Below are 23,057 nucleotides of genomic sequence, written 5' to 3'. Positions count from 1 at the left end.
TGCGCGCGCGTGGGGGCGGCCCGCCCGGAACGACCGCCTGCGTCAGCCCCCGTACGCCCCGCTCGCCGTCAGCCGCAGCGCCGTGTCGATCAGCGGGACGTGGCTGAAGGCCTGCGGGAAGTTCCCGACCTGCCGCTGGAGCTTGGGGTCCCACTCCTCGGCCAGCAGCCCCAGGTCGTTGCGCAGGGCGAGGAGCTTCTCGAAGAGCCGCCGGGCCTCGTCGACCCGGCCGATCATCGCCAGGTCGTCGGCCATCCAGAACGAGCAGGCGAGGAAGGCCCCCTCGTCACCCTGGAGCCCGTCCACGCCGGCGTCCTCGCCGGCCGTCGGGTAGCGCAGGATGAAACCGTCCGGGGTCGACAGCTCGCGCTGGATCGCCTCGATGGTCCCGATGACCCGCTTGTCGTCCGGCGGCAGGAAGCCCATCTGCGGGATCAGCAGCAGCGAGGCGTCCAACTCGCGGGACCCGTACGACTGCGTGAACGTGTTGCGTTCCTTGTCGTAGCCCTTCTCGCAGACGTCCGCGTGGATCTCGTCGCGCAGCTCCCGCCAGCGGTCCAGCGGACCGTCCGCGTCCCCGCCCTCGATCAGCTTGATCGTGCGGTCCACGGCCACCCAGGCCATCACCTTGGAGTGCACGAAGTGGCGGCGCGGGCCCCGTACCTCCCAGATGCCCTCGTCCGGCTCGCTCCAGTGCGTCTCCAGGTAGCGGATCAACTTCAGCTGGAGCACCGACGCGTAGTCGTTGCGGGCCAGGCCCGTCATGTGGCCCAGGTGCAGGGCCTCGGTGACCTCGCCGTACACGTCGAGCTGGAGCTGGTGGGCCGCGCCGTTGCCGACCCGGACCGGGCCGGAGTTCTCGTAGCCGGGCAGCCAGTCCAACTCCGTCTCGCCCAGTTCCCGCTCTCCGGCGATCCCGTACATGATCTGCAGGTTCTCCGGGTCGCCGGCGACCGCGCGCAGCAGCCAGTCCCGCCAGGCCGATGCCTCCTCCCGGTAGCCGGTGCGCAGCAGCGACGACAGGGTGATGGCGGCGTCCCGCAGCCAGGTGTAGCGGTAGTCCCAGTTGCGGACCCCGCCGATCTCCTCCGGGAGGGAGGTGGTCGGCGCGGCGACGATCCCGCCCGTGGGCGCGTACGTCAGGGCCTTGAGGGTGATCAGGGAGCGCACCACGGCCTCCCGGTAGGGCCCGTGGTACGTACAGTGCGCGACCCAGTCCCGCCAGAAGTCGGTGGTGGCCTCCAGCGCGCCCTCGGCGTCGGGGCGCTCGGGGGCGCTGCGGTGCGAGGCCTGCCAGCTGATGGCGAAGGCGACGCGGTCCCCGGGGCCGACGGTGAAGTCGGAGTACGTCGTCAGGTTCTTGCCGTAGGTCTCCGCGTCGGTGTCCACCCACACCGAGTCCGGACCGGCGACGGCCACCGTACGGCCGTCCACCTTGTGCACCCAGGGCACGATCCGTCCGTAGCTGAAGCGCATGCGCAGCGACGAGCGCATCGGGACGCGCCCGCTGACACCCTCCACGATGCGGATCAGCTGCGGCGCGTGGTCCTCGCGCGGCGGCATGAAGTCGATGACGCGGACGGTCCCCCGCGGGGTGTCCCACTCCGACTCCAGCACGAGCGATTCACCGCGGTAGCGGCGACGGTCGGCACGCGGCGGCTCGGTCCCGGGCGGGACCGCGGGACCGACCCGCCAGAACCCGTGCTCCTCGGTACCGAGAATGCTCGCGAAGGCGGCAGGGGAATCGAAACGGGGCAGACACAACCAATCCACCGCCCCGTCCCGGCAGACCAGCGCCGCGGTCTGCATGTCCCCGATCAGTGCGTAATCCTCGATGCGCCCGGACACGTTGCATCTCCAGTCGAACGGCCACGTCCGCCCCTGAGGGCGCTTGCATTGCGCGGATGCGCGGTCCTGCTGCGCGGGACGATTCCCGCGTCGAGCTCCAGACTGCCGGACGTGGCGCGGTGACGCCGAATTCCGGCCTGCTCGGCGGCGATGTAACAGCAGTATCCGAGCAGGGTATGACGGGCACCCTAGTGATCTCCTGAAGTCCCGGGGGAATGTGGCTCGACTGAACGGGTGACCTGCGCGAACGGCCCTGTCGGGCTGCTCCACGACGGTACGGCGCGGGCGGCCCGCCGCGCGCCCGGAGGCAGACCCTCCCGGGCGCTGATAGGCTGGTACCCCGTGGACCGGTGGTCTGCCTGTGCGAATCAGGAGCCCCGAAACCGCAGCTTCGGCGCCCCCTGAGACCCGATCCGGATCTTCGCGGAACGGCGCCGGACGCACCTCACCTCGCGACCACGGGAGCCCCCTCTTGGCGATGCCGCCCAAATCCATGACGACCAAGCACATCTTCGTCACCGGGGGTGTCGCTTCGTCCCTCGGCAAGGGGCTGACCGCCTCCAGCCTGGGTGCGCTGCTGAAGGCGCGCGGCCTGCGGGTCACGATGCAGAAGCTCGACCCGTACCTGAACGTCGACCCCGGCACGATGAACCCCTTCCAGCACGGTGAGGTGTTCGTCACCAACGACGGCGCCGAGACCGACCTGGACATCGGCCACTACGAGCGGTTCCTCGACGTCGACCTCGACGGCTCGGCCAACGTCACCACCGGCCAGGTCTACTCGACGGTCATCGCCAAGGAGCGGCGCGGCGAGTACCTCGGTGACACCGTGCAGGTCATCCCGCACATCACCAACGAGATCAAGCACCGCATCCGCCGCATGGCGACCGCGGACGTCGACGTGGTGATCACCGAGGTCGGCGGCACCGTCGGCGACATCGAGTCCCTGCCGTTCCTGGAGACCGTCCGCCAGGTCCGCCACGAGGTCGGCCGCGACAACGTCTTCGTCGTGCACATCTCGCTGCTGCCCTACATCGGCCCCTCCGGCGAGCTGAAGACCAAGCCCACCCAGCACTCCGTCGCGGCCCTGCGCAACATCGGCATCCAGCCCGACGCGATCGTGCTGCGCGCCGACCGTGAGGTCCCCACCTCCATCAAGCGCAAGATCTCGCTGATGTGCGACGTGGACGAGGCCGCCGTGGTCGCCGCGATCGACGCCAAGTCGATCTACGACATTCCCAAGGTGCTGCACACCGAGGGCCTGGACGCCTACGTCGTCCGCAAGCTCGACCTGCCCTTCCGCGACGTCAACTGGACGGTGTGGGAGGACCTGCTGGACCGGGTCCACAACCCCGACCACGAGGTCAAGGTCGCGCTCGTCGGCAAGTACATCGACCTGCCCGACGCCTACCTGTCGGTGACCGAGGCGCTGCGCGCCGGCGGTTTCGCGAACCGGGCCCGCGTCCAGATCAAGTGGGTCACCTCCGACGACTGCAAGACCCCCGAGGACGCCGCGGCGCAGCTGGCCGACGTGGACGCGATCTGCGTTCCCGGCGGATTCGGCGACCGCGGTGTCAACGGCAAGGTCGGCGCGATCACCTACGCCCGCGAGAACAGGATCCCGCTGCTCGGCCTGTGCCTGGGTCTGCAGTGCGTGGTCATCGAGGCGGCGCGCAACCTCGCGGGCATCCAGGACGCGAACTCCACCGAGTTCGACGCCTCCACCCCGCACCCGGTCATCTCGACCATGGAGGAGCAGCTGGCCTTCGTCGAAGGCGCGGGCGACCTGGGCGGCACCATGCGCCTGGGCATGTACCCGGCGAAGCTCGCCGAGGGTTCCATCGTGCGCGAGGTCTACGGTGACCAGGCGTACGTGGACGAGCGCCACCGCCACCGCTACGAGGTCAACAACGCCTACCGCGGTGAGCTGGAACAGAAGGCCGGCCTGGTCTTCTCCGGCACCTCCCCGGACAACAAGCTCGTCGAGTACGTCGAGTACCCGCGCGAGGTGCACCCCTACCTGGTGGCCACCCAGGCCCACCCGGAGCTGCGCTCCCGCCCGACCCGGCCGCACCCGCTCTTCGCGGGCCTGGTCAAGGCCGCCGTGGAGCGGCAGCAGTCCGCGAAGTGAGCGCCTGACCGCATAACGTAGACAGCCGGGGTACGGAAAGATCCGTACCCCGGCTGTCGCGCGTTGTGTGGAGGCTTGGGCCATGGGGATCAGCGATACGTCGGAAACCTGGGAAACCCTGTCGTCGAGGCGGCCCTTCGAGGGCGCCAAGACGGCGGTCGCCTCGGACATGGTGCGGATGCCGGACCGGTCGGTGGTCCGCCGCGACTACCAGGTCCACCCCGGCTCGGTGTGCGTCCTGGCGCTCGACGCGCAGGACCGGGTCCTGGTGATCCGTCAGTACCGCCACCCCGTACGGCACCGGCTGTGGGAACTGCCCGCCGGCCTGCTCGACGTGCCCGGGGAGAACCCGCTGCGCGCGGCGCAGCGCGAGCTGTACGAGGAGGCCCACGTCAAGGCCGAGGACTGGCGGGTGCTGGCCGACTTCTTCGCCTCGCCCGGCGGCTCCGACGAGGCGATCCGGATCTTCCTGGCGCGGGACGTCTCCGAAGCCGAGGGGGAGCGGTACGAGGAGTCCGACTCGGAGGAGGCCGACATGGAGGTGGCCCGGGTGCCGCTGGCCGAGCTGGTGCGCGGCGTCCTCGCGGGCGAGCTGGCGAACCCGGGCCTGGTGACGGGCGTCCTGGCGCTGGCCGCCGCCCAGGCCTCCCCGGAGGGCCCCGAGGGCCTGCGACCGGCGCTGGCGCCCTGGCCGGCGCGCCCGTACGAAGCGTAGTCACCGGGCGGTCGCCGGGCGGTCACCGCCGGACCGCTCCGGGCGAGGCGCCGCGCCCGGAGCCACGGGCCGATGCCGCAGGGCCTGACCCCCGCGGTCCGGCGTCCCCGTTCCCGTCCCCGTTCCCGCCCCCGTTCCGGCCTGCGCCGGGCCGGGGGCGGGCTCGTGACGGGGCCCGGGGACCGGCTGCGGGAGCGTGGCGTACGCGCGGCACGCGATTAAGCGGACCATCCGCTGATCCGATTGGGGGATCTACCCGCCGCGCTCCACCCGGTCCGTCGCTCTGCGTGAACTACGCTCGGCAACCCGAGGCAGGGAGAGGAGCGGATCCGTGACGGATTTCGTCGGGCGGCGGCGTGAGCTCAAGGAGCTGCGCGAGGACATCGCGCGGACCGGGCTCGACACCCTCTCCGGTCGCAAGGCCAAGGCGCCCCGCGCGCGGGTCCTGCTGGTCGCCGGACGGCCCGGCTCCGGCCGGACCGCCCTCGCCGAGGCGTTCGTGCGCGAGGTCGCGGACCAGTACCCCGACGGACAGTTCACGGTCCGTCTCACCACCCCCGGCGGGGAGGCGGTGGCCACCGAACGGGCCGTCCGCACCGTCCTGGAGGGCCTCGGCAGACCCACCCCGCCCGGTGCGGGCGAGGACGACCTGAGCGCCGCGCTGCGCGAGGCGCTCGCCGGCCGGCGGGCGATCCTCCTGCTCGACGACGCCGCCGACCCGCAACAGGTCGACGCGCTGCTGCCGGACACCCCCGAGTGCTTGGTCGTCGTCACCGCGCAGGGACCCCTCACCGGGATCCCGGACGTCCGCCCCTGCACCCTCGGCGGCCTGGACACGCCCTCCGCCGTCGAGATGCTCGCCCAGCACATCGGCGACACCCGCGTGACCGTCGACCCGCGCGCCGCCGAGACCCTCGCCGAGGAGTGCGGGGGCCAGCCCGCCGCGCTCGCGCTGGCCGGCGGCTGGCTCGCCGCCCACCCCAAGGCGGCCGTCGCCGATCTCGCCAAGCAGCTCCACGACATGCCCCCGGGCACCAGCGGCCCGCTCGCCCGCTCCTTCCGGCTCGTCTACGAATCCCTCCCGCAGCCCGCCCAGCGCACCCTGCGGCTGCTGCCGCTCGCGCCCGCCGGAATGCTCGACTCGCACACCGCCTCCGCCCTCGCCGGGTGCTCGGTGGCCGCCGCCCAGTCCACGCTGGAGGACTTCGCCGGGCTGGGCCTCGTACGGCACGCCCCCGACGGCCTGTTCCTGCTGCCCGGCTGCCTCGCCCCGCTGCTCCAGTCCCTGCTGGAGGCCAAGGAGCGGCCCGCCGAGGTCCAGCTCGCCCGGGCCCGGATGCTGGAGCGGACCGTACGGCTGCTCACCTCCTGCCGCGCCATGGCCGAAGAGGACGAGGACCTGCTGCGGGAGCGGCTCGACGGGATGCCCCGCCCGCTGCGCTTCCCCGACCGGCGGGCGGCCGCCGTCTGGCTCGACACCCGGCTGCCCGCGCTGACGGCCGCCGCCACCCTGGCCGTCGCCGACGGGGACCTGGACACCCTGGCCCGTCGGCTGGTGTCCGCCCTGGTCAGGGCGCTCGCCGAGCACCGCGGCACCGAGGCCGCCGCCCCCGAGCTGTACGGGCTGCACCGCCTGGTCCTGGGCGTCGCCGAGCGGCGTCAGCTGCACCGCGAGCAGGCCGCCGCACTGCTGAACCTGGCCGATCTGGACGCGGAGACGGGCCGCACCCAGGAGGCCCTGGAGCGCTACCGGGCCGCTCTCGACGCCGGAAAGGCCGCGAAGGACCCGTACGCCACCGGCCGCGCGATGGAATCCGTAGGCGGCGCCTACCAGGAGCTGGCGGACTGGCAGCGGGCCTCCGACTGGTTCGGCCGCGCCCTGTCCCAGTCCCTCGCCCGCGGCGAGCGCGGGGACGAGGCCAGGCTGTACGGGCGGCTGGGCAACGTGCACACCTACGCGGGTCGCTACGGGGAGGCGCTGCGCAGTTGGCGGGCCGCCGCCGCGGGCTACCGCAAGCTCGCCGATCTCCCGGGCCAGGCAAAGGCGTTGAGCGAGATGGCGCGGGTCCAGGAGTACGCGGGCCGGCCCGAGGAATCCCTGCACACCTGCCGCGAGGCGATCGAGCTGGCGCGCAGGGCCGAGGACCTGCGACTTCAGGCCGCCTTGCAGGTCCGGTTGGCCGACACGCTGGACCGGCTCGGCGACCCCGCGGCTGCCAGGCTGCACCGCTCCGCAGCCGACAGATTGCTGGGAGATGACCCCGCAGCCTGCGAAATCCGCAGTACTTCCGACTGAGATTATTCGTTTGCAAGGCTAGACAGCGACTCATCCTTCATTAGACTGGGTTCACCGCGGCATCCCGTGGTGCATCCCGTTGCGCGTTCTTGTGGGCGGGTATGTATGGAAGTAGCCCGTATTTTCCCCTGAGCCAAGGACCGTGATCGACGATGAAGGTCGGCATCCCCCGCGAGGTCAAGAACAACGAGTTCCGGGTCGCCATCACGCCCGCCGGCGTGCATGAGCTGGTCCGCAACGGCCACCAGGTCTTCATCGAGCAGAACGCCGGTGTGGGCTCCTCGATCACGGACGCCGAGTACGTCTCGGCCGGCGCCGAGATCCTCGGTACGGCGGACGAGGTCTGGGCGACCGCGGACCTGCTCCTGAAGGTCAAGGAGCCCATCGCGGAGGAGTACCACCGCCTCCGCAAGGACCAGACGCTCTTCACCTACCTGCACCTCGCCGCCTCCCGCGAGTGCACGGACGCCCTGCTGGAGTCCGGCACCACCGCCATCGCGTACGAGACGGTCGAGCTCGCGAACCGCGCGCTCCCGCTGCTCGCCCCGATGTCCGAGGTCGCGGGCCGGCTGGCCCCGCAGGTCGGCGCCTACCACCTGATGCGCTCGGCCGGCGGCCGCGGCGTGCTGCCGGGCGGCGTGCCCGGTACCTCCGCGGGCGAGGCCGTCGTCATCGGCGGTGGCGTCTCCGGCTGGAACGCCGCGCAGATCGCCATCGGCATGGGCTTCCACGTGACGCTGCTCGACCGCGACATCAACAAGCTCCGCGAGGCCGACAAGATCTTCGGCACGAAGATCCAGACGATCGTCTCCAACGCCTACGAGCTCGAGAAGGCCGTCCTCGCGGCCGACCTCGTCATCGGCGCGGTGCTGATCCCGGGTGCGAAGGCCCCGAAGCTGGTCACCAACGAGCTGGTCTCCCGGATGAAGCCCGGAAGTGTCCTTGTCGACATTGCGATCGACCAGGGCGGCTGCTTCGAGGACTCCCGTCCGACCACCCACGCCGAGCCGACCTTCATGGTCCACAACTCGGTCTTCTACTGCGTCGCCAACATGCCGGGCGCGGTGCCGAACACCTCCACCTACGCGCTGACGAACGCGACCCTGCCCTACATCGTGCAGCTCGCGAACCTCGGCTGGGCCGAGGCGCTCCGTCGCGACCAGGCGCTCGCGCTGGGCCTCAACACCCATGACGGGCAGGTCGTTTACGGTCCCGTCGCCGAGGCCCACGGCCTCGAGACCCTTGAGCTGAGCACGCTGCTCGGCTGATCCGTCAACGACTGACGTCAATCTCACGTATCCGGCCGGACCTTGCTCGCAAGGTCCGGCCGGACGTGTTTGCGGGGTGCCCGCGGACCCGGCTCAACTCGCCTCGAACGTAACCCTTTAACCCTTTCGCACACCCGCGAAACTTCGCAGTGACAGCTCGCACGCCCTTGACAGAGTGGTGTTCGGTTGCCGACACAACGCGTCGGGTCCGGTGGATTGTGTTGCCGCTGAGCGGTGACACGCCATAGAGTCGCCAACCGTCGGCATGGTGCAACGCTGACCTATCGATAAGTGTCCTGGTCACGTCCGAGGAGGTAAGACGACTTGTGAATGAGTCGACATTTGCTCCTGGAGGTGGTCGAGCAGGGACGCCTGAGCGGGGCCAGGGTCCTGCCGGGCTCGAAGCTGTCGGCTCCGTCGCGGTCCGCACCTTCGCAAACCACCAGCACATGACGACGCCCCGAAACAGCATGGACGGCCTAGACGTGAACTCCAGGGCCGGCGACCCGAGCGGCGACAAGCCCGTGGGTTTCGCCGACTACGCAAACGTGCCCGAGGGGCACTTCTACGACCCCGACGCGGAGTACGAACCGGACCCCGAGTACGCGGCCACCCTCGCCCCCGACGCTGCCCGTCAGCGCCGTGAGCGGATCGGCCCGACCGGACGCCCGCTTCCGTACTTCCCGATCCCGGGTCCGCTGGCCGAACACGGTCCGGCGACGATCATCGCGATGTGCAACCAGAAGGGCGGCGTGGGCAAGACCACGTCGACCATCAACCTGGGCGCCGCACTCGCCGAGTACGGGCGGCGGGTGCTGCTCGTCGACTTCGACCCGCAGGGCGCCCTGTCCGTGGGGCTCGGCGTGAACCCGATGGAACTCGACCTGACGGTCTACAACCTGCTCATGGAGCGGGGCATGTCGGCCGACGAGGTGCTGCTCAAGACCGCGGTCCCCAACATGGACCTGCTGCCGAGCAACATCGACCTCTCGGCCGCGGAAGTGCAGTTGGTCAGCGAGGTCGCGCGCGAGTCCACGCTCCAGCGGGCCCTCAAGCCCCTGATGGCCGACTACGACTACATCGTGATCGACTGTCAGCCCTCGCTCGGCCTGCTGACCGTGAACGCCCTGACGGCGGCTCACAAGGTCATCGTCCCGCTGGAGTGCGAGTTCTTCGCGCTGCGCGGCGTGGCGCTGCTGACCGAGACCATCGAGAAGGTGCAGGAGCGGCTCAACCCGGAGCTGGAGCTCGACGGCATCCTCGCCACGATGTACGACTCCCGCACGGTGCACAGCCGCGAGGTCCTGGCGCGCGTCGTCGAAGCCTTCGACGACCACGTCTACCACACGGTCATCGGCCGTACGGTGCGCTTCCCGGAGACCACGGTCGCCGGTGAGCCGATCACCACGTACGCGTCGAACTCCGTCGGCGCCGCCGCCTACCGCCAGCTGGCCAGGGAGGTGCTCGCCCGGTGTCCCGCCGAGTGAGTCTGCCCGGAGCCGACGAACTGTTCCGCACGACCGGGGGGATGGCCCTCCAGTCGTCCTCGCCGAGGCGGGGCGCCGACGAGGCGCCGGCCGGCGGTACGGAACACGCGGCCGCTCCGGCGGACGGCACGGCGCGGACCACGGGGGACAGCCGCGTTCGTGAGGCCGGCGATCCTGGGGTCGGCGCGCAGCGCAGGCCGCAGGAAGGTTCTGCCTCTGCCGCCGGGGCGTCCTCGCCCCGGTCCGGCAAGGGGCAGGGCCGGGGCGCGAACCGGCGGCCCAGCGGCCGCGAGCGGCACGACGAGAAGATCACGGTCTACGTCTCCGCCGAGGAGCTCATGGACCTGGAGCACGCCCGACTGGTGCTCCGCGGCGAGCACGGGCTGGCCGTCGACCGGGGGCGCATCGTCCGCGAGGCGGTCGCCGTGGTCCTGGCGGACCTGGAGTCCCGCGGGGACGCCAGCATCCTCGTACGCCGCCTGCGCGGCCGCTGATCCGGCTTCCGCCCCGGTCCGGGGCTTAGGCTGCGTCCGGGGGCGGGCCGAGCCCGCCCGGCCGTAAGCCGTACCCTCCGCACCACCCCTGGACCGCGATGCCCCCGAACGACCTCCCCGCCCGCCCGACCCGCCGGAGCCTGGGCCGCGGGCCGGGAACGGCCGAGGAGCCCCAGGCGGGCCCGTCGCCGCGCGCGCCGGTCGAGGGGGCCCGCGAGGCCCCCCGGGGCGCTGACACCCCCGCCGAGCCCCGCCACGAGCCCGCGCGCCGGACGGCGCGGCAGCCCGTGGGGGAGTCGGGACGCGAACCGGCCCCGGAAACCGTGCGGGAGCCGGAACGGGAATCCGTACGCGAATCGGCCCCGGAACCCGCGCCGGAGGTCGCCCAGCAGGGCGGAACCGTCGGTGACGGGCGGTTCACGCTGCGGCTCGCCAACTTCGAGGGCCCCTTCGACCTGCTGCTCCAGCTGATCTCCCGGCACAAGCTCGACGTCACCGAGGTGGCCCTGTCCAAGGTCACCGACGAGTTCATGGCGCACATCCGTGCGATGGGCCCGGACTGGGACCTCGACCAGACCACCGAGTTCCTGGTGGTCGCGGCCACCCTGCTCGACCTGAAGGCCGCCCGGCTGCTGCCCGCCGCCGAGGTCGAGGACGAGGCGGACCTCGCCCTGCTGGAGGCCCGGGACCTGCTCTTCGCACGGCTCCTGCAGTACCGGGCGTACAAGCGGATCGCCGAGATCTTCGAGCTGCGGGCCGAGGACGAGGGCAAGCGCCACCCCCGGACGGTCGGCCTGGAGCCGCACCACGCCGACCTGCTGCCCGAGGTGGTCATCAGCATCGGCGCCGAGGGCCTCGCCCGGCTGGCGGTGCGGGCCATGCAGCCCAAGGCGAAGCCCGAGGTGTACGTCGACCACATCCACGCCCCGCTCGTCAGCGTGCGGGAGCAGGCGGGACACGTCGTACGTCTGCTCAAGGCGCGGGGCGAGGCCACGTTCCAGGAGCTGACCGAGGACGCCCCGGACACCCTGACCGTCGTCGCGCGGTTCCTGGCGCTGCTGGAGCTCTACCGGGAGAAGGCCGTCGTCCTCGATCAGGAGGAGGCCCTGCGGACGCTCACCGTGCGCTGGAGCGGCGGGGACGGCGACGGAATGCCGAAGGTCACCGACGAATTCGATCAGGTCGTGGAGGCGGGCGAATGACACGGACCCAGCAGAAGGACGGGGACGGGGCGACGGGCGGCCGGTACGCGGACGGGCCGGCGCTGAAGGGCGCACTGGAGGCCGTCCTGATGGTCGTGGACGAACCCGCGACGACGGACCACCTCGCCAAGGTGCTGGGCCGCACCCCGCGGGAGGTGGCCGACGCCCTCGGCGAGCTCGCCGACGAGTACACCGCGCAGCGCAGGGGCTTCGAGCTGCGCACGGTCGCGGGCGGCTGGCGGTTCTACACCCGGCCCGAGTACGCGGAGGCCGTCGAGGCCTTCGTCCTGGACGGCCAGCAGGCCCGCCTCACCCAGGCGGCCCTGGAGACCCTGGCGGTCGTCGCGTACCGCCAGCCGGTCAGCCGGTCGCGGGTTTCGGCGGTCCGCGGAGTCAACTGCGACGGGGTCATGCGGACCCTCCTGCAAAGGGGTCTGGTGACCGAGGCGGGCACGGAACCCGAAACAGGTGCGATCCTGTACAGGACGACGAACTACTTTCTGGAGCGGATGGGCCTGCGCGGCCTGGACGAGCTCCCGGAGCTCGCGCCCTTCCTCCCCGAGGCGGACGCGATCGAAGCCGAGACGCAAGAGGGTGTTCCGTCGTTCGATCCGGATGCACCGGATACCTCAGAAGACGACAAGACGACGGAACTTTGATGCGAAGCAGCGGCAACGGTAACGGCAACGGCGGCGGCAACAGGAACAGCAGCGGCGGCGGTGGCGGCGCACGCGGCGGCAGCTCCCGCGGCGGTGGCTCCGGATCGGGCGGTGGCTACCGCGGTGGCGGCTCCGGCTCGGGCGGCGGCGGATCCCGCGGCGGCTCCAGCGGCGGCAGCTCGGGCGGATACCGGGGCGGCTCCAGCGGCGGCTCCGGCGGCTCCCGCGGCGGGTCCTCCAGTGGTGGTAGCTCGGGCGGATACCGCGGCGGGTCTTCCAGCGGTGGTAGCTCCGGCGGATACCGCGGCGGCTCCTCCAGCGGTGGTAGCTCGGGCGGGTACCGCGGCGGCTCCTCCAGCGGTGGTAGCTCGGGCGGGTACCGCGGCGGGTCTTCCAGCGGTGGTAGCTCGGGCGGGTACCGCGGCGGCTCCTCCAGCGGTGGTAGCTCCGGCGGCTACCAGGGCGGCTCCGACTCGCGTGACCGCGACCAGCCGGCGCCCCGCATCCGCAACCCCCGCCCCGAGGAGCGCCGCTACGACGTCGGCCCCGAGGGCGAGCGCAACGGCCGCGGCGGAGCCAAGGCGGGCGGCGGCGGTGCCCGCGGCGCGGCCGACGGCAACCGCGGCGGCGGCGCCCGTGGCGCGGCGGCCCGTGGTGGCGCCAAGGGCGGCCCCAAGACCTCCAGGACCCCGGCCATCGGCGGGGCCGGCGGCCCGCGTCGCGGCCCCGGCAGCCGCAGCGGCCAGTCCAAGCCGCGCGAGCTGGAGGCGCGGATCGAGGAGCGCGTGCGCGACCGGTACGCCGACAAGCCCGAGATCAAGACCCCGAAGACCTTCCCGGGTGCCGAGGAGGAGGGCGAGCGCCTGCAGAAGGTCCTCGCCCGCGCCGGCATGGGATCGCGCCGCGCCTGCGAGGAGCTCATCGAGCAGGCCCGTGTCGAGGTCAACGGCGAGATCGTGCTGGAGCAGGGCAAGCGCGTCCAGCCGAAGGACGAGATCAAGGTGGACGGCCTGACCGTCGCCACCCAGTCGTACCTGTTCTTCGCGCTGAACAAGCCCGCCGGTGTCGTCTCCACCATGGAGGACCCGGACGGCCGCCAGTGCCTCGGCGACTACGTCACCAACCGTGAGACGCGTCTCTTCCACGTCGGCCGGCTCGACACCGAGACCGAGGGCATCATCCTGCTCACCAACCACGGTGAGCTGGCCCACCGCCTCACGCACCCGAAGTACGGCGTGAAGAAGACCTACGTCGCCGCGATCACCGGCCCGCTGCCGCGTGAGATCGGCAAGCGCCTCAAGGACGGCATCGAGCTGGAGGACGGCTACGCCCGCGCCGACCACTTCCGCGTCGTCGACCAGGTCGGCAAGAACTACCTGGTCGAGGTGACCCTCCACGAGGGCCGCAAGCACATCGTGCGCCGCATGATGGCGGAGGCCGGCTTCCCGGTCGAGAAGCTCGTCCGGACCTCCTTCGGTCCGATCGAGCTCGGTGACCAGAAGTCCGGCTGGCTGCGCCGCCTGACCAACACCGAGGTCGGCATGCTGATGCGCGAGGTCGGCCTGTAGGCCCCACGCCCACCCGAAAAGCCCGCGACGCCCGAGGCGCCGCGGGCTTTTCGCTTGCCCGCCACCCCGCTCCCTGTTTATAGTCAACCTGACCATTAAAGGTCGGTAACTTCGAACGCGCGGGGGCCGTCATGGGCTGGAGTACGAGCTGGACCGAGGTCCTCGGGTTCGCCACCGGGGCGGTGTGCGTCTGGTTGGTGGCCCGGCAGCACATCGCGAACTGGCCCGTCGGCATCGCCAACAACGTCTTCTTCATCGTGCTGTTCACCCAGGCCGGCCTCTACGCCGACGCCGGACTCCAGATCGTCTTCATCGCCCTCGCCGCCTACGGCTGGTGGTCCTGGACCCACGGGGGTGGACCAGGAACCGCGGGGGCCCTGCCGGTGCGCCGCACCACGCGCGCCGAGTGGGCCTGGCTGCTCGTGGCGGGGGCGGTGGGGACCGCCGCGCTGACCCTGCTGCTGGACCGCGCCACCGACTCCACCGTGCCGTTCTGGGACGCGCTGACCACCGGCCTCTCGCTCATGGCCACCTACGGGCAGTGCCGCAAGCGCCTCGAATCCTGGTGGCTGTGGATCGCCGCCGACCTCGTCTACATCCCGCTCTACGCCTACAAGGGGCTGTACCTGACCTCGGTCCTGTACGTGGGCTTCCTCGCCCTGTGCGTGGCCGGGCTGATCGGCTGGCGCCGCACGCTCCCCGCGCCGAACCTCCGGGAGAGCGCCGGGGTGCCGGCGTGAGCGGCGACGAGCGCTTCGGACACGGGCTGGTGCTGGGCAAGTTCTACCCGCCGCACGCCGGCCACCACCACCTGGTGCGCACCGCCCAGGACCGGTGCGAGCGGCTGACCGTACTGGTGTGCGCCGCCTCGGTGGAGTCGGTCCCGCTCGCCGACCGGGTCGCCTGGATGCGCGAGGCGCACCCCGGGGTGGACGTGGTCGGAGCCGTCGACGACATCCCCGTCGACCTGCACGACCCGGCGGTCTGGGAGGCGCACATGGCGATCTTCCGGAGCGCGGTGGGCCGGCCCGTCGACGCCGTCTTCACCTCGGAGGCCTACGGCGCCGAGCTCGCCCGGCGGTTCGGGGCGCGGGAGGTCTGCGTCGATCCGGATCGGACGCTGTTCCCCGTCTCCGGCACGGCCGTCCGGGCCGACCCGGTGGCCTGCTGGGAGTTCCTGGGTCCGGCCGTCCGGGCCGCCCTGACCCGCCGGGTCGTCGTGCTCGGCGCCGAGTCCACCGGGACCACCACCCTTTCCCGGGACCTCGCCGCGCACTACCGGGCGCGGGGCGGGGTGTGGGCGGGGACGGGCTGGGTCGCCGAGTACGGGCGCGAGTACAGCGAGGAGAAGCTCGCCGCGGCCCGGGCGGCCGACCCGGCCGCCTCCTGGTCCGACGTCACCTTCGCCTCGCGGGAGTTCCCGGTGATCGCCCGCCGGCAGGACGAGGCGGAGGAGCGGGCGGCCCGACTCGGCTCGCCCGTGCTCTTCTGCGACACCGACTCCTTCGCGACCGGCATCTGGCACGAGCGCTACATGGGCGGACGCAACGCCGAGGTCGAGAAGACCGCGGCGCTGACCCGCCGGGACCTGTACCTGCTGACCGACGACGCCGACGTCCCCTTCGAGGACGACGGCCTGCGCGACGGCCCGCAGTTGAGGCCCTGGATGACCGGTCGGTTCCGCGAGGAGCTGACCGCGACCGGTAGACCCTTCCTGACCCTGCGCGGCGACCGGGCGACCCGCCTCGCGACCGCCGTCACGGCCGTGGACGCCCTGCTCGCCGAGGGCCGCCGCTTCGCGGACCCGCTCCCGGAGAACCGGTGAACGGGCCCGGGCCGCGCGGCGGCGACCAGGACCCGACCGGCTACGACCCCCGCGCCTTCGAGCCGTTCGCGGTGACCGTCGACCTCGCCGTCCTCACCGTCCGCGGCGGCGCCCTCCACGTCCTGCTGATCCGGCGCGGCCAGGACCCGTACGCGGGATCCTGGGCGCTGCCCGGCGGGTTCGTCCTGCCCCGGGAGTCCGCCGGGACGGCCGCGCGCCGCGAACTGGCCGAGGAGACCGGACTGGACGGCTCCCTCGTCGCGGACCTGCACCTGGAACAGCTGCGCACCTACAGCGAACCGGACCGGGACCCCCGCATGCGGGTGGTGTCGGTGGCCTTCACCGCGCTGGTCCCGGACATGCCCGAGCCCGCGGCGGAGGGCGGCGGCGACGCCGACCGGGCCCGCTGGGTCCCGGTCGGGGACGCCGCGGACCTGGCCTTCGACCACGCGCTGATCCTCGCCGACGCCCGGGAGCGGGTGCGTTCCAAGCTGGAGTACACCTGCCTGGCCACCGCCTTCTGCCCGCCCGACTTCACCCTCGGGGAGCTGCAGGCCGTCTACGAGACGGTCTGGGGAACCCCCCTGGACCGGCCCAACTTCCGACGCAAGGTACTCGCGACGCCCGGCTTCGTCGAAGCCGTACCCGGCGCCGCCCGACTCACCGGCGGCCGCGGCAAACCCGCCGCGCTCTACCGGGCGGGACCCGCGACCGCCCTCCACCCACCCCTGCTGCGCCCGACGGAAGGCCCCGCGCGATGACGACGAACGCGACGAACGCGACGACCCACGCCGCCGGCGAGCCGACCGGCAAGCGCCCCGCCACCGGCGCGCTCATCGGCCTCGCCCTCGGCGACGCCCTCGGCTTCCCCACCGAGTTCAACGACGTCCCCGGGATCCTGGCCAAGACCGGCCCCTGGCGGCGGATGGCCCTGCCCCGCCCGGCCATCGTCACCGACGACACCCAGATGACGCTCGCCCTGGCCCGCGGCATACGCACCGCCGGCGAACGCGGCCGGATCGCCCCGATGCGGCTCGCCCGCCCGGTCCGGGAGGAGTTCGTCGACTGGTACCAGTCCCCGGAGAACAACCGGGCGCCGGGCAACACCTGCTTGAAGGCCTGCCACCTGCTGCGGACGCCGGAGCGCGACTGGCGGGACGCCAGTCAGATCGGCTCCAAGGGCTGCGGCGCGAACATGCGCGTGGCGCCCGTCGGCCTCGTCCCCGGCTGGACCGAGGAGGAACGCGCGGGCGCCGCACAGCTCCAGTCCGCCCTCACCCACGGCCACCCGACGGCCCTCGCCGCCTCCGACCTCACCGCCCGAGCCGTCCACCTGCTGGCCCGCGGCACCGAAGTCACCGGACTGGTCGGGCAGTTGCGCTCGTACGCCCTGGAGAACCGCACCCGCTACCACGAGCGCTGGCTCGGCGACCTCTGGACGCGCGCCACCTCGGACGCCACGCCGGAGTCCTTCATCGCCCGCGGTTGGGACGAGTGCCTCGCGGTCCTGGACCGCCTCACCGCCGCCCTGCGCACGCCCTCCCCGGAGACCGACCCCTGCCTGACCACCGGCGAGGGCTGGATCGCCGAAGAGGCCCTGGCCACCGCCCTGCAGTGCTTCCTGCTCTTCCCGGAGGAACCGCTCCTCGCCCTGCGCCGCGCCGCCTGCACCTCCGGCGACTCCGACTCGATCGCCTGCCTCGCCGGCGCCTTCGCGGGCGCCCACCTCGGCGCCGACCTCTGGCCCCGCGACTGGGAGGGCCGCATCGAGTACCGCGACGAGCTCCTCGCCTTCGGCGCCCTCTGGGAGGCGTGAGCCGTGCTCGACGCGATGACCCTCGACCTGGGCCCCGTCGTGGCCCGCGAGCCCGACCCGCTGCTGTTCGCCACCGTCTCGGGCGCCCACCTGTACGGCTTCCCCTCCCGGGACTCCGACGTCGACCTGCGCGGCGTGCACCTGCTCCCCGCGCGGGAGCTGCTCGGCCTGCGGGATCCCGAGCTCACCCGGACCCGGATGTGGGACGACGACGGGGTGGAGATGGACCTCGTCACCCACGACCTGCGCAAGTTCGCCGGTCTCATGCTGCGCCCCAACGGCTACGTGCTGGAACAGCTGTTGTCGCCGCTCGTGGTGCACACCACGCCGGCGCACGAGGAACTCGTGGCGCTCGCCCCGGGCGTACTGACCTCCCACCACGCCCACCACTACCGGGGGTTCGCCGGCACCCAGTGGCGGCTGTTCGGCAGGAGCGGTGAACTCAAGCCGCTGCTCTACGCGTTCCGCGCCCTGCTCACCGGCATCCACCTGATGCGCTCCGGCGAGGTCCAGGCGCACCTGCCGACCCTGCTCGGCGAGGTTCCCGAGGCACCGGCGCACCTGGCCGACCTGGTGGCGGCGAAGGTGGCGGCGGAGCACGGCGGGTACGCCGGAGAGCCGCCGACGGCCGCATACGAGGCGCTGCACGAGGTACTGGACGCGGCGCAGGCCGCGACGGCCCTGCCCGAGCGGGGGAGCGCGTTCGACGCGCTCGACGCGTTCGTCGTCCGCGCGCGCGGCGCGTAGGCGGCCCCGCCCCGCCGGGGCCCGGCCGTCCCGCCCGCGCTACGCGGCCGCGGCCGAGGCGCGGCGGGTGCGCCGCAGGAAGTCCTCGACGCGGGCCCGGTCCGGCTCGGCGGGGAGCGGGCCGGTGGTGAGGGCGGCGTCGGACTCCGCCGCGAGGCGGTTCATCCAGGAGTCGACCTCGTCCCAGCCGACCTCGCCCCGCCTGACCGCGAGGAGGCGTTCGCGGTCGGGGCCCGCGTCGATCGTGAGGCGTCCCGTACGGAGCAGGTCGCGGCAGGAGCCGAGGAGCCGCAGCAGGTGCATGGCGTGCTTCCAGCGCGGGGCGCCGTGGACGCGGACGTCGGCGAGCAGCTTGCCGTGCTGGGACTTCGCGTACTGGGTGAAGCTGGTGTGGGCCCGGCGGGAGAGGAAGGCCCCGCGCAGGGCGAGGAGTTCCTCCCCCACCGGGGTGACCCGCTCGACCAGGGGGGAGTGCAGGCACTCCAGGACGTTCGGATTGGACCGCAGGGCGAGCTCGCAGAAGCGTTCCAACTCCCAGGAAAACTCCTCCTCCCGGGGCCCGTCGACATGCGTCGGCGGCTTCTCGAACCGCCAGAACAGCGGCGTGGGGGCGAGGAAGACACCGCGCACGTCGGTGTCGCTCGCCTCCGTCGCCAGACCGAAGGCACGGGAGCCCATGACGCAGCTGTAGATCGTGTGGTCCCGTACCAGGGTGAGGTCGTCCATCCCGGGAGGTTAGGCGGGGCGGCGCCCGCTAGGCGAGCGAGATACTGCCGTCCGCCGCCACTGTGATCTTCTTCTCGGGCAGCGGGCGGGTGGCCGGGCCCTTGGTGGCCGCGCCGTCCGTCACGCTGAACGTACTGCCGTGGCAGGGGCAGTCGATCTGCCCGTCCCGGACCTTGTCGACGAGGCAGCCCTGGTGCGTGCACACGGCCGAGAAGCAGCGGAAGGACCCGGCGGTCGGCTGGGTGACCACCACCTTCTCCTCCTTCAGGACCTTGCCGCCGCCGACCGGTACCTCGGAGGACTTGAGCAGGGCCTTCGCCGCGGGGGCGGCGGAGGACCCGCCCGGCTCCCCGGTGGAGGCGCTGCCCGGCTCGCTCGCCGGCTTCTCCGAGCCGCCGCCGCAGGCGGTGATCGTGCCGGCCGCCAGGGCGGCGGCGCCGGCCGCGAGTACGGTGCGCCGGGCGGTCTGCGTGGGGTCGCTCATGTGATCTCCTCGCTGGGGTGCCGGGATGGCGTGGAGCATCCTGGCGCGTGGCGGGCCCCAGGTGAAGCCCGCCACACCGGTTCATCCCACCGGCTGCCACGGCGTGAGTTCCGCCGGGCGGCCGGGGGCTCGTACGACTTCCCACACGCGGGCCACCGCGTTCCGGTTCAACGGACCGTGGACGTGGGGGTAACGGCCGTCCGATTCACCCGAGCGGCGGACCTCGGCCGTCAGCGCCGCCTCGTCCAGCTCCACGGCGAGCAGGGTGCCGGGCGTCTCCCGGTAGTGGGCCTCCGCGATGGCCAGCAGGGTGGGGCGGTCCGCGGAGCAGTGGACGAACCCCTCGGAGGCGAGCGAGGCGGGGGCGTACGGGAGTTCCGGCGCGGTGGTCCAGTCGGCGAGCGCAACGATGTGGAAGATCATGCCGGTCGTTCTACCGCACGGCGCGGGATGACGGCGCGGGAAGCCCGTACGACCCGGGGGGCGTGTACGACAAGTGGCGGGGAGGGGCGATTCGGGTGACATTGTCCGTGTCTTGATGCCGGGCCCTCCACTGGGTGAGCGCCCGGTCCCTCTTCGAAAGGCGTGACCATGGCGGGTAATGACCTCGGCTCCCTGCTCGGCTCCCTCCTCGGCGGCGGCGGCGGTCAAGGCGGCCAGGGCGGCGGCGCGGGCAACATCCTCGGCGCACTGCTCGGAGCCCTCGGCGGCGCCGGCGGCGGCCAGGGGGCCCAGGCCGCGGGCGGCGGCGGCAACCCGCTGGGCGGGCTGCTGGACATGCTGACCAAGTCAGGCCTGGTCGACCAGGCCCAGTCCTGGGTCGGCACCGGCGAGAACAAGGCCGTCAGCGGGGCGGAGATCGCCCAGGCCCTGCCGGACGAGGCCCTCCAGAAGGTCGCCCAGCAGGCGGGCGTCAGCCCGGAGCAGGCCGCCGACCAGATCGCCCAGGCACTGCCCACGGCGGTGGACAAGCTGACCCCGCAGGGCTCCCTCCCGTCGGGCTCGCTGGAGGACATCATCAAGCAGCAGAAGCTGTAGGCGGCAGCACGAGCTGGGCCCGGCGGCCGTCCACGGGGTGACCGCCGGGCCCTCGAGCCGTGCCGGCCGGCTACCCTGAGTGGGGCCCGCCGTCCGCGATCACCCTGGAGCACCCGTGAGAACCGCCGTCGTCATCGGAACCGGACTGATCGGCACCTCCGCGGCGCTCGCGCTGACCGCCCGCGGCATCACCGTCCACCTCGTCGACCACGACCCCTCCCAGGCCCGGACGGCCGCCGCCCTCGGCGCCGGCACCGACGAGGCCCCCGAGAACCGCGTCGACCTGGCGATCGTGGCCGTCCCCCCGGCGCACGTGGCGGCCGCCCTCGCCGACGCGATCGGCCGCGGCCTCGCCCGGGCGTACGTGGACGTAGCCAGCGTCAAGGGCGGACCGCGCCGGGAGCTCGCCGCGCTGGGCGTCGACGCCACCGCGTACATCGGCACCCACCCGATGGCGGGCAAGGAGCGCTCCGGGCCGCTGGCCGCGACGGCCGACCTCTTCGAGGGCCGCCCCTGGGTGCTGACCCCCACCCGCGACACCGACCACGAGGTGTTGAACCTGGCGCTGGAGCTGGTCGCGCTGTGCCGGGCCGTCCCCGTCGTGATGGACGCGGACGCCCACGACCGGGCGGTGGCCCTCGTCTCGCACACTCCGCAGCTCGTGTCGAGCATGGTCGCGGCCCGGCTGGAGGAGGCCGACGAGACCGCGGTCCGGCTGTGCGGTCAGGGCATCCGGGACGTGACCCGGATCGCGGCGTCCGACCCCCGGATGTGGGTGGAGATCCTCTCCGCGAACCCCGGACCCGTCGCCGACGTCCTCTCCGGGATCGCCGCCGACCTGGAGGAGACCGTGGAGGCCCTGCGCGGACTCCAGTCCGCCGACGAGGCCAAGCGCCGCGGCGGCGCCGCCGGCATCGAGGACGTCCTGCGCCGCGGCAACGCCGGCCGCGTCCGGGTCCCCGGCAAGCACGGCGCGGCCCCCACCGCGTACGAAACGGTCGGGGTCTTCATCAGCGACCGCCCCGGCGAGCTGGCCCGGATCTTCGCGGACGCGGGCCGGGCCGGCGTCAACATCGAGGACGTGCGCATCGAGCACGCCACCGGCCAGCAGGCGGGCCTGGTCCAGCTGATGGTGGAGCCCCGCGCCGTCCCCGGCCTGGAGGCGGAGCTGCGCGAGCGGGGCTGGGCCCTGCGCCAGCAGTAGCCCCGCACCGGACCGGCCGCGGGGGCCCCGAGGGAGCCTCCGTCACGGGCGGAGCCGGCGGGTGCCGGGGCCCGGTAACCTGGGGGAGGGGCGCTTTTTGGCGCGCCCGGACACGTACGCGCAACCAGGAAGGTGCCCGCACCGTGGAAACCGCAGCTCCGTCCGCCGTGATCGTCGCCATCGACGGTCCCTCCGGCACGGGCAAGTCCAGCACCTCCAAGGCCGTGGCCGCCAAGCTCGGACTCCGCTACCTGGACACCGGCGCCCAGTACCGGGCCATCACCTGGTGGATGATCACCAACGGCGTCGACACCGACGACCCGCAGGCCATCGCCGTCGCCGCGGGCAAGCCCACCCTCGTGTCCGGTACGGATCCGGCCGCCCCCACGATCACCGTGGACGGCCTGGACGCCGCCGCCCCCATCCGCACCCGGGAGGTCACCTCCAAGGTCAGCGCCGTCAGCGCCGTACCCGAGGTGCGCACCCTGATCACCGACCTCCAGCGCACCATCGCCGCCGAGGCGGCCGACGCGGGCGAGGGGATCGTCGTCGAGGGCCGGGACATCGGCACCACCGTGCTGCCCGCCGCCGACCTCAAGGTCTTCCTGACCGCCTCGGCCGAGGCGCGCGCCGCCCGCCGCAGCGGCGAACTGCGCGGCAAGGATGCCACGGACCTCGCGGCCACCCGGGAAGCCCTGATCAAGCGGGACGCGGCCGACTCCGGCCGCAAGACGTCCCCGCTGGCCAAGGCCGACGACGCCGTCGAGGTCGACACCACCGAGCTCACCCTCGACCAGGTCATCGAGTGCGTCGTGACCCTGGTCGAAGAGCGGCGCGCCAGGTGAGGGCAACACCCTCCTTCAAGGGGGCGGCGGTCGGCAGGCGCATCGGCATCGGACTCATGTACGGGCTGTGGAAGCCGCGCGTGCTGGGGGCCTGGAAGGTGCCCATCTCCGGCCCCGTCATCCTCGCGGTGAACCACGCCCACAACATCGACGGGCCCATGGTCATGGGCACCGCCCCGCGCCCCCTGCACTTCCTGATCAAGAAGGAAGCGTACGTGGGGCCGCTGGGCCCCTTCCTCGACGGCATCGGGCAGGTGAAGGTGGACCGCGGCGGCGCGGACCGGACCGCCATCACCCGCGCGCTCGGCGTGCTCGACGGCGGCGGCGCCCTGGGGATCTTCCCCGAGGGCAGCCGGGGCGAAGGCGACTTCGCGTCCCTGCGCGCCGGCCTCGCGTACTTCGCGGTCCGCAGCGGCGCCCCGATAGTGCCCGTCGCCGTCCTGGGCAGCACCGAGGCCAAGGGCCGCGTCGTCAAGGGACTGCCACCACTGCGGAGCCGGGTCGACGTCGTCTTCGGCTCCGCCTTCGACGCCGGGGACGGCACGGGCCGCCGCACGCGGACCGCGCTGGACGCGGCCACCGTACGCATCCAGGACCGGCTGACCGCCCACCTGGCCGACGCCAAGCGCCTCACCGGGCGCTGAGCGAGACTTGAACCAGTAGTGGAACCGCGCTGCGCGGGTGCCACCGATCACCACGAACGA

General features: G+C 72.8%; 22 protein-coding genes. 18 read left to right on the top strand and 4 right to left on the bottom strand.

What is annotated here, in order from left to right; all coding sequences use genetic code 11:
- Positions 1-42: 42 nt before the first annotated feature.
- The gene (locus ACFY0I_RS35345; protein WP_388903560.1) at positions 43-1,848 is read right to left on the bottom strand and encodes a glycoside hydrolase family 15 protein; all 1,806 of its coding nucleotides are present in this window, start codon (positions 1,846-1,848) and stop codon (positions 43-45) included.
- 478 nt (positions 1,849-2,326) lie between these two features.
- Between ACFY0I_RS35345 and ACFY0I_RS35340 the strand changes: the two genes are divergently transcribed.
- From ACFY0I_RS35340 to ACFY0I_RS35275, 14 genes are all read left to right on the top strand, one after another.
- Positions 2,327-3,979 carry a CTP synthase gene (locus tag ACFY0I_RS35340; RefSeq protein ID WP_388903557.1) on the top strand — a complete coding sequence of 551 codons (1,653 nt, stop codon included), beginning with the start codon at positions 2,327-2,329 and terminating at the stop codon, positions 3,977-3,979.
- Positions 3,980-4,061: 82 nt separating this feature from the next.
- Complete coding sequence (locus ACFY0I_RS35335; protein WP_388903555.1) at positions 4,062-4,694, top strand: NUDIX domain-containing protein; 633 nt, start codon at positions 4,062-4,064, stop codon at positions 4,692-4,694.
- A 331-nt stretch (positions 4,695-5,025) separates the two neighbouring features.
- Positions 5,026-6,990 (top strand): tetratricopeptide repeat protein, encoded by a 1,965-nt coding sequence (locus ACFY0I_RS35330; RefSeq protein ID WP_388903554.1) that lies wholly within the window; start codon positions 5,026-5,028, stop codon positions 6,988-6,990.
- Between the two features lie 152 nt (positions 6,991-7,142).
- Positions 7,143-8,258: an alanine dehydrogenase gene (gene ald / locus ACFY0I_RS35325; protein WP_388903552.1), complete on the top strand. Its 1,116-nt coding sequence runs from the start codon at positions 7,143-7,145 to the stop codon at positions 8,256-8,258.
- A gap of 326 nt (positions 8,259-8,584) precedes the next feature.
- Positions 8,585-9,745, top strand: a complete 1,161-nt coding sequence (locus ACFY0I_RS35320; RefSeq protein ID WP_388903549.1) for a ParA family protein — start codon at positions 8,585-8,587, stop codon at positions 9,743-9,745.
- A complete protein-coding gene (locus ACFY0I_RS35315; RefSeq protein WP_388903546.1) occupies positions 9,730-10,239 on the top strand; it encodes a hypothetical protein in 510 nt (169 codons plus the stop codon). The genes ACFY0I_RS35320 and ACFY0I_RS35315 overlap by 16 nt, the downstream gene beginning before the upstream one ends.
- A gap of 98 nt (positions 10,240-10,337) precedes the next feature.
- Positions 10,338-11,441, top strand: a complete 1,104-nt coding sequence (locus ACFY0I_RS35310) for a segregation/condensation protein A (protein WP_388903544.1) — start codon at positions 10,338-10,340, stop codon at positions 11,439-11,441.
- Complete coding sequence (gene scpB / locus ACFY0I_RS35305) at positions 11,438-12,100, top strand: SMC-Scp complex subunit ScpB (RefSeq protein WP_388903542.1); 663 nt, start codon at positions 11,438-11,440, stop codon at positions 12,098-12,100. The genes ACFY0I_RS35310 and scpB overlap by 4 nt, the downstream gene beginning before the upstream one ends.
- Positions 12,100-13,668 (top strand): pseudouridine synthase, encoded by a 1,569-nt coding sequence (locus ACFY0I_RS35300; protein ID WP_388903540.1) that lies wholly within the window; start codon positions 12,100-12,102, stop codon positions 13,666-13,668. The genes scpB and ACFY0I_RS35300 overlap by 1 nt, the downstream gene beginning before the upstream one ends.
- Positions 13,669-13,799: 131 nt before the next feature.
- Complete coding sequence (gene pnuC / locus ACFY0I_RS35295) at positions 13,800-14,408, top strand: nicotinamide riboside transporter PnuC (protein ID WP_388903537.1); 609 nt, start codon at positions 13,800-13,802, stop codon at positions 14,406-14,408.
- A complete protein-coding gene (locus ACFY0I_RS35290) occupies positions 14,405-15,493 on the top strand; it encodes an AAA family ATPase (protein ID WP_388903535.1) in 1,089 nt (362 codons plus the stop codon). The genes pnuC and ACFY0I_RS35290 overlap by 4 nt, the downstream gene beginning before the upstream one ends.
- Complete coding sequence (locus tag ACFY0I_RS35285) at positions 15,490-16,254, top strand: NUDIX domain-containing protein (RefSeq protein WP_388903533.1); 765 nt, start codon at positions 15,490-15,492, stop codon at positions 16,252-16,254. The genes ACFY0I_RS35290 and ACFY0I_RS35285 overlap by 4 nt, the downstream gene beginning before the upstream one ends.
- Entirely contained in the window at positions 16,251-17,309 is a 1,059-nt protein-coding gene (locus tag ACFY0I_RS35280) for an ADP-ribosylglycohydrolase family protein (RefSeq protein ID WP_388903530.1), read from the top strand. Before ACFY0I_RS35285 ends, ACFY0I_RS35280 begins: the two co-directional genes overlap by 4 nt.
- 15 nt (positions 17,310-17,324) lie before the next feature.
- Complete coding sequence (locus ACFY0I_RS35275; RefSeq protein ID WP_388903610.1) at positions 17,325-18,056, top strand: DNA polymerase beta superfamily protein; 732 nt, start codon at positions 17,325-17,327, stop codon at positions 18,054-18,056.
- 39 nt (positions 18,057-18,095) lie between these two features.
- On the opposite strand, the gene ACFY0I_RS35270 is transcribed toward ACFY0I_RS35275, so the two are convergent.
- From ACFY0I_RS35270 to ACFY0I_RS35260, 3 genes are all read right to left on the bottom strand, one after another.
- The gene (locus ACFY0I_RS35270) at positions 18,096-18,782 is read right to left on the bottom strand and encodes a DNA polymerase beta superfamily protein (protein WP_388903528.1); all 687 of its coding nucleotides are present in this window, start codon (positions 18,780-18,782) and stop codon (positions 18,096-18,098) included.
- Positions 18,783-18,810: 28 nt separating this feature from the next.
- The gene (locus ACFY0I_RS35265) at positions 18,811-19,266 is read right to left on the bottom strand and encodes a Rieske (2Fe-2S) protein (protein WP_388903526.1); all 456 of its coding nucleotides are present in this window, start codon (positions 19,264-19,266) and stop codon (positions 18,811-18,813) included.
- 81 nt (positions 19,267-19,347) lie between these two features.
- A complete protein-coding gene (locus ACFY0I_RS35260; protein WP_388903524.1) occupies positions 19,348-19,689 on the bottom strand; it encodes a DUF952 domain-containing protein in 342 nt (113 codons plus the stop codon).
- 168 nt (positions 19,690-19,857) lie between these two features.
- Here ACFY0I_RS35260 and ACFY0I_RS35255 point away from each other — a divergent pair, with 168 nt between their 5' ends.
- The 4 genes from ACFY0I_RS35255 to ACFY0I_RS35240 all read left to right on the top strand — a co-directional run bounded on the left by ACFY0I_RS35255 (position 19,858) and on the right by ACFY0I_RS35240 (position 22,997).
- A complete protein-coding gene (locus tag ACFY0I_RS35255) occupies positions 19,858-20,304 on the top strand; it encodes a YidB family protein (protein ID WP_388903522.1) in 447 nt (148 codons plus the stop codon).
- 115 nt (positions 20,305-20,419) lie between these two features.
- Complete coding sequence (locus ACFY0I_RS35250) at positions 20,420-21,508, top strand: prephenate dehydrogenase (RefSeq protein ID WP_388903520.1); 1,089 nt, start codon at positions 20,420-20,422, stop codon at positions 21,506-21,508.
- Between the two features lie 143 nt (positions 21,509-21,651).
- Complete coding sequence (gene cmk / locus ACFY0I_RS35245; RefSeq protein ID WP_388903518.1) at positions 21,652-22,353, top strand: (d)CMP kinase; 702 nt, start codon at positions 21,652-21,654, stop codon at positions 22,351-22,353.
- The gene (locus tag ACFY0I_RS35240; protein WP_388903517.1) at positions 22,314-22,997 is read left to right on the top strand and encodes a lysophospholipid acyltransferase family protein; all 684 of its coding nucleotides are present in this window, start codon (positions 22,314-22,316) and stop codon (positions 22,995-22,997) included. The genes cmk and ACFY0I_RS35240 overlap by 40 nt, the downstream gene beginning before the upstream one ends.
- Positions 22,998-23,057 lie beyond the last annotated feature (60 nt).

The sequence above is a fragment of the Streptomyces sp. NPDC001568 genome, from assembly GCF_042893755.1.
Classification (GTDB): Bacteria; Actinomycetota; Actinomycetes; order Streptomycetales; family Streptomycetaceae; genus Streptomyces.
The sequence above is the reverse complement of the archived record's forward strand: the minus strand, read 5'-3'. Positions and strand labels throughout refer to the sequence as shown.

Coding starts and splice junctions, on each gene's coding strand:
- ACFY0I_RS35260 (WP_388903524.1), bottom strand. CDS start 19,689: ATGATCTTCCACATCGTTGCGCTCGCCGACTGGACCACCGCGCCGGAA.
- ACFY0I_RS35265 (WP_388903526.1), bottom strand. CDS start 19,266: ATGAGCGACCCCACGCAGACCGCCCGGCGCACCGTACTCGCGGCCGGC.
- pnuC (WP_388903537.1), top strand. CDS start 13,800: ATGGGCTGGAGTACGAGCTGGACCGAGGTCCTCGGGTTCGCCACCGGG.
- ACFY0I_RS35300 (WP_388903540.1), top strand. CDS start 12,100: ATGCGAAGCAGCGGCAACGGTAACGGCAACGGCGGCGGCAACAGGAAC.
- ACFY0I_RS35335 (WP_388903555.1), top strand. CDS start 4,062: ATGGGGATCAGCGATACGTCGGAAACCTGGGAAACCCTGTCGTCGAGG.
- scpB (WP_388903542.1), top strand. CDS start 11,438: ATGACACGGACCCAGCAGAAGGACGGGGACGGGGCGACGGGCGGCCGG.
- ald (WP_388903552.1), top strand. CDS start 7,143: ATGAAGGTCGGCATCCCCCGCGAGGTCAAGAACAACGAGTTCCGGGTC.
- ACFY0I_RS35255 (WP_388903522.1), top strand. CDS start 19,858: ATGGCGGGTAATGACCTCGGCTCCCTGCTCGGCTCCCTCCTCGGCGGC.
- ACFY0I_RS35310 (WP_388903544.1), top strand. CDS start 10,338: ATGCCCCCGAACGACCTCCCCGCCCGCCCGACCCGCCGGAGCCTGGGC.
- ACFY0I_RS35340 (WP_388903557.1), top strand. CDS start 2,327: ATGCCGCCCAAATCCATGACGACCAAGCACATCTTCGTCACCGGGGGT.
- ACFY0I_RS35280 (WP_388903530.1), top strand. CDS start 16,251: ATGACGACGAACGCGACGAACGCGACGACCCACGCCGCCGGCGAGCCG.
- ACFY0I_RS35270 (WP_388903528.1), bottom strand. CDS start 18,782: ATGGACGACCTCACCCTGGTACGGGACCACACGATCTACAGCTGCGTC.
- ACFY0I_RS35275 (WP_388903610.1), top strand. CDS start 17,325: ATGACCCTCGACCTGGGCCCCGTCGTGGCCCGCGAGCCCGACCCGCTG.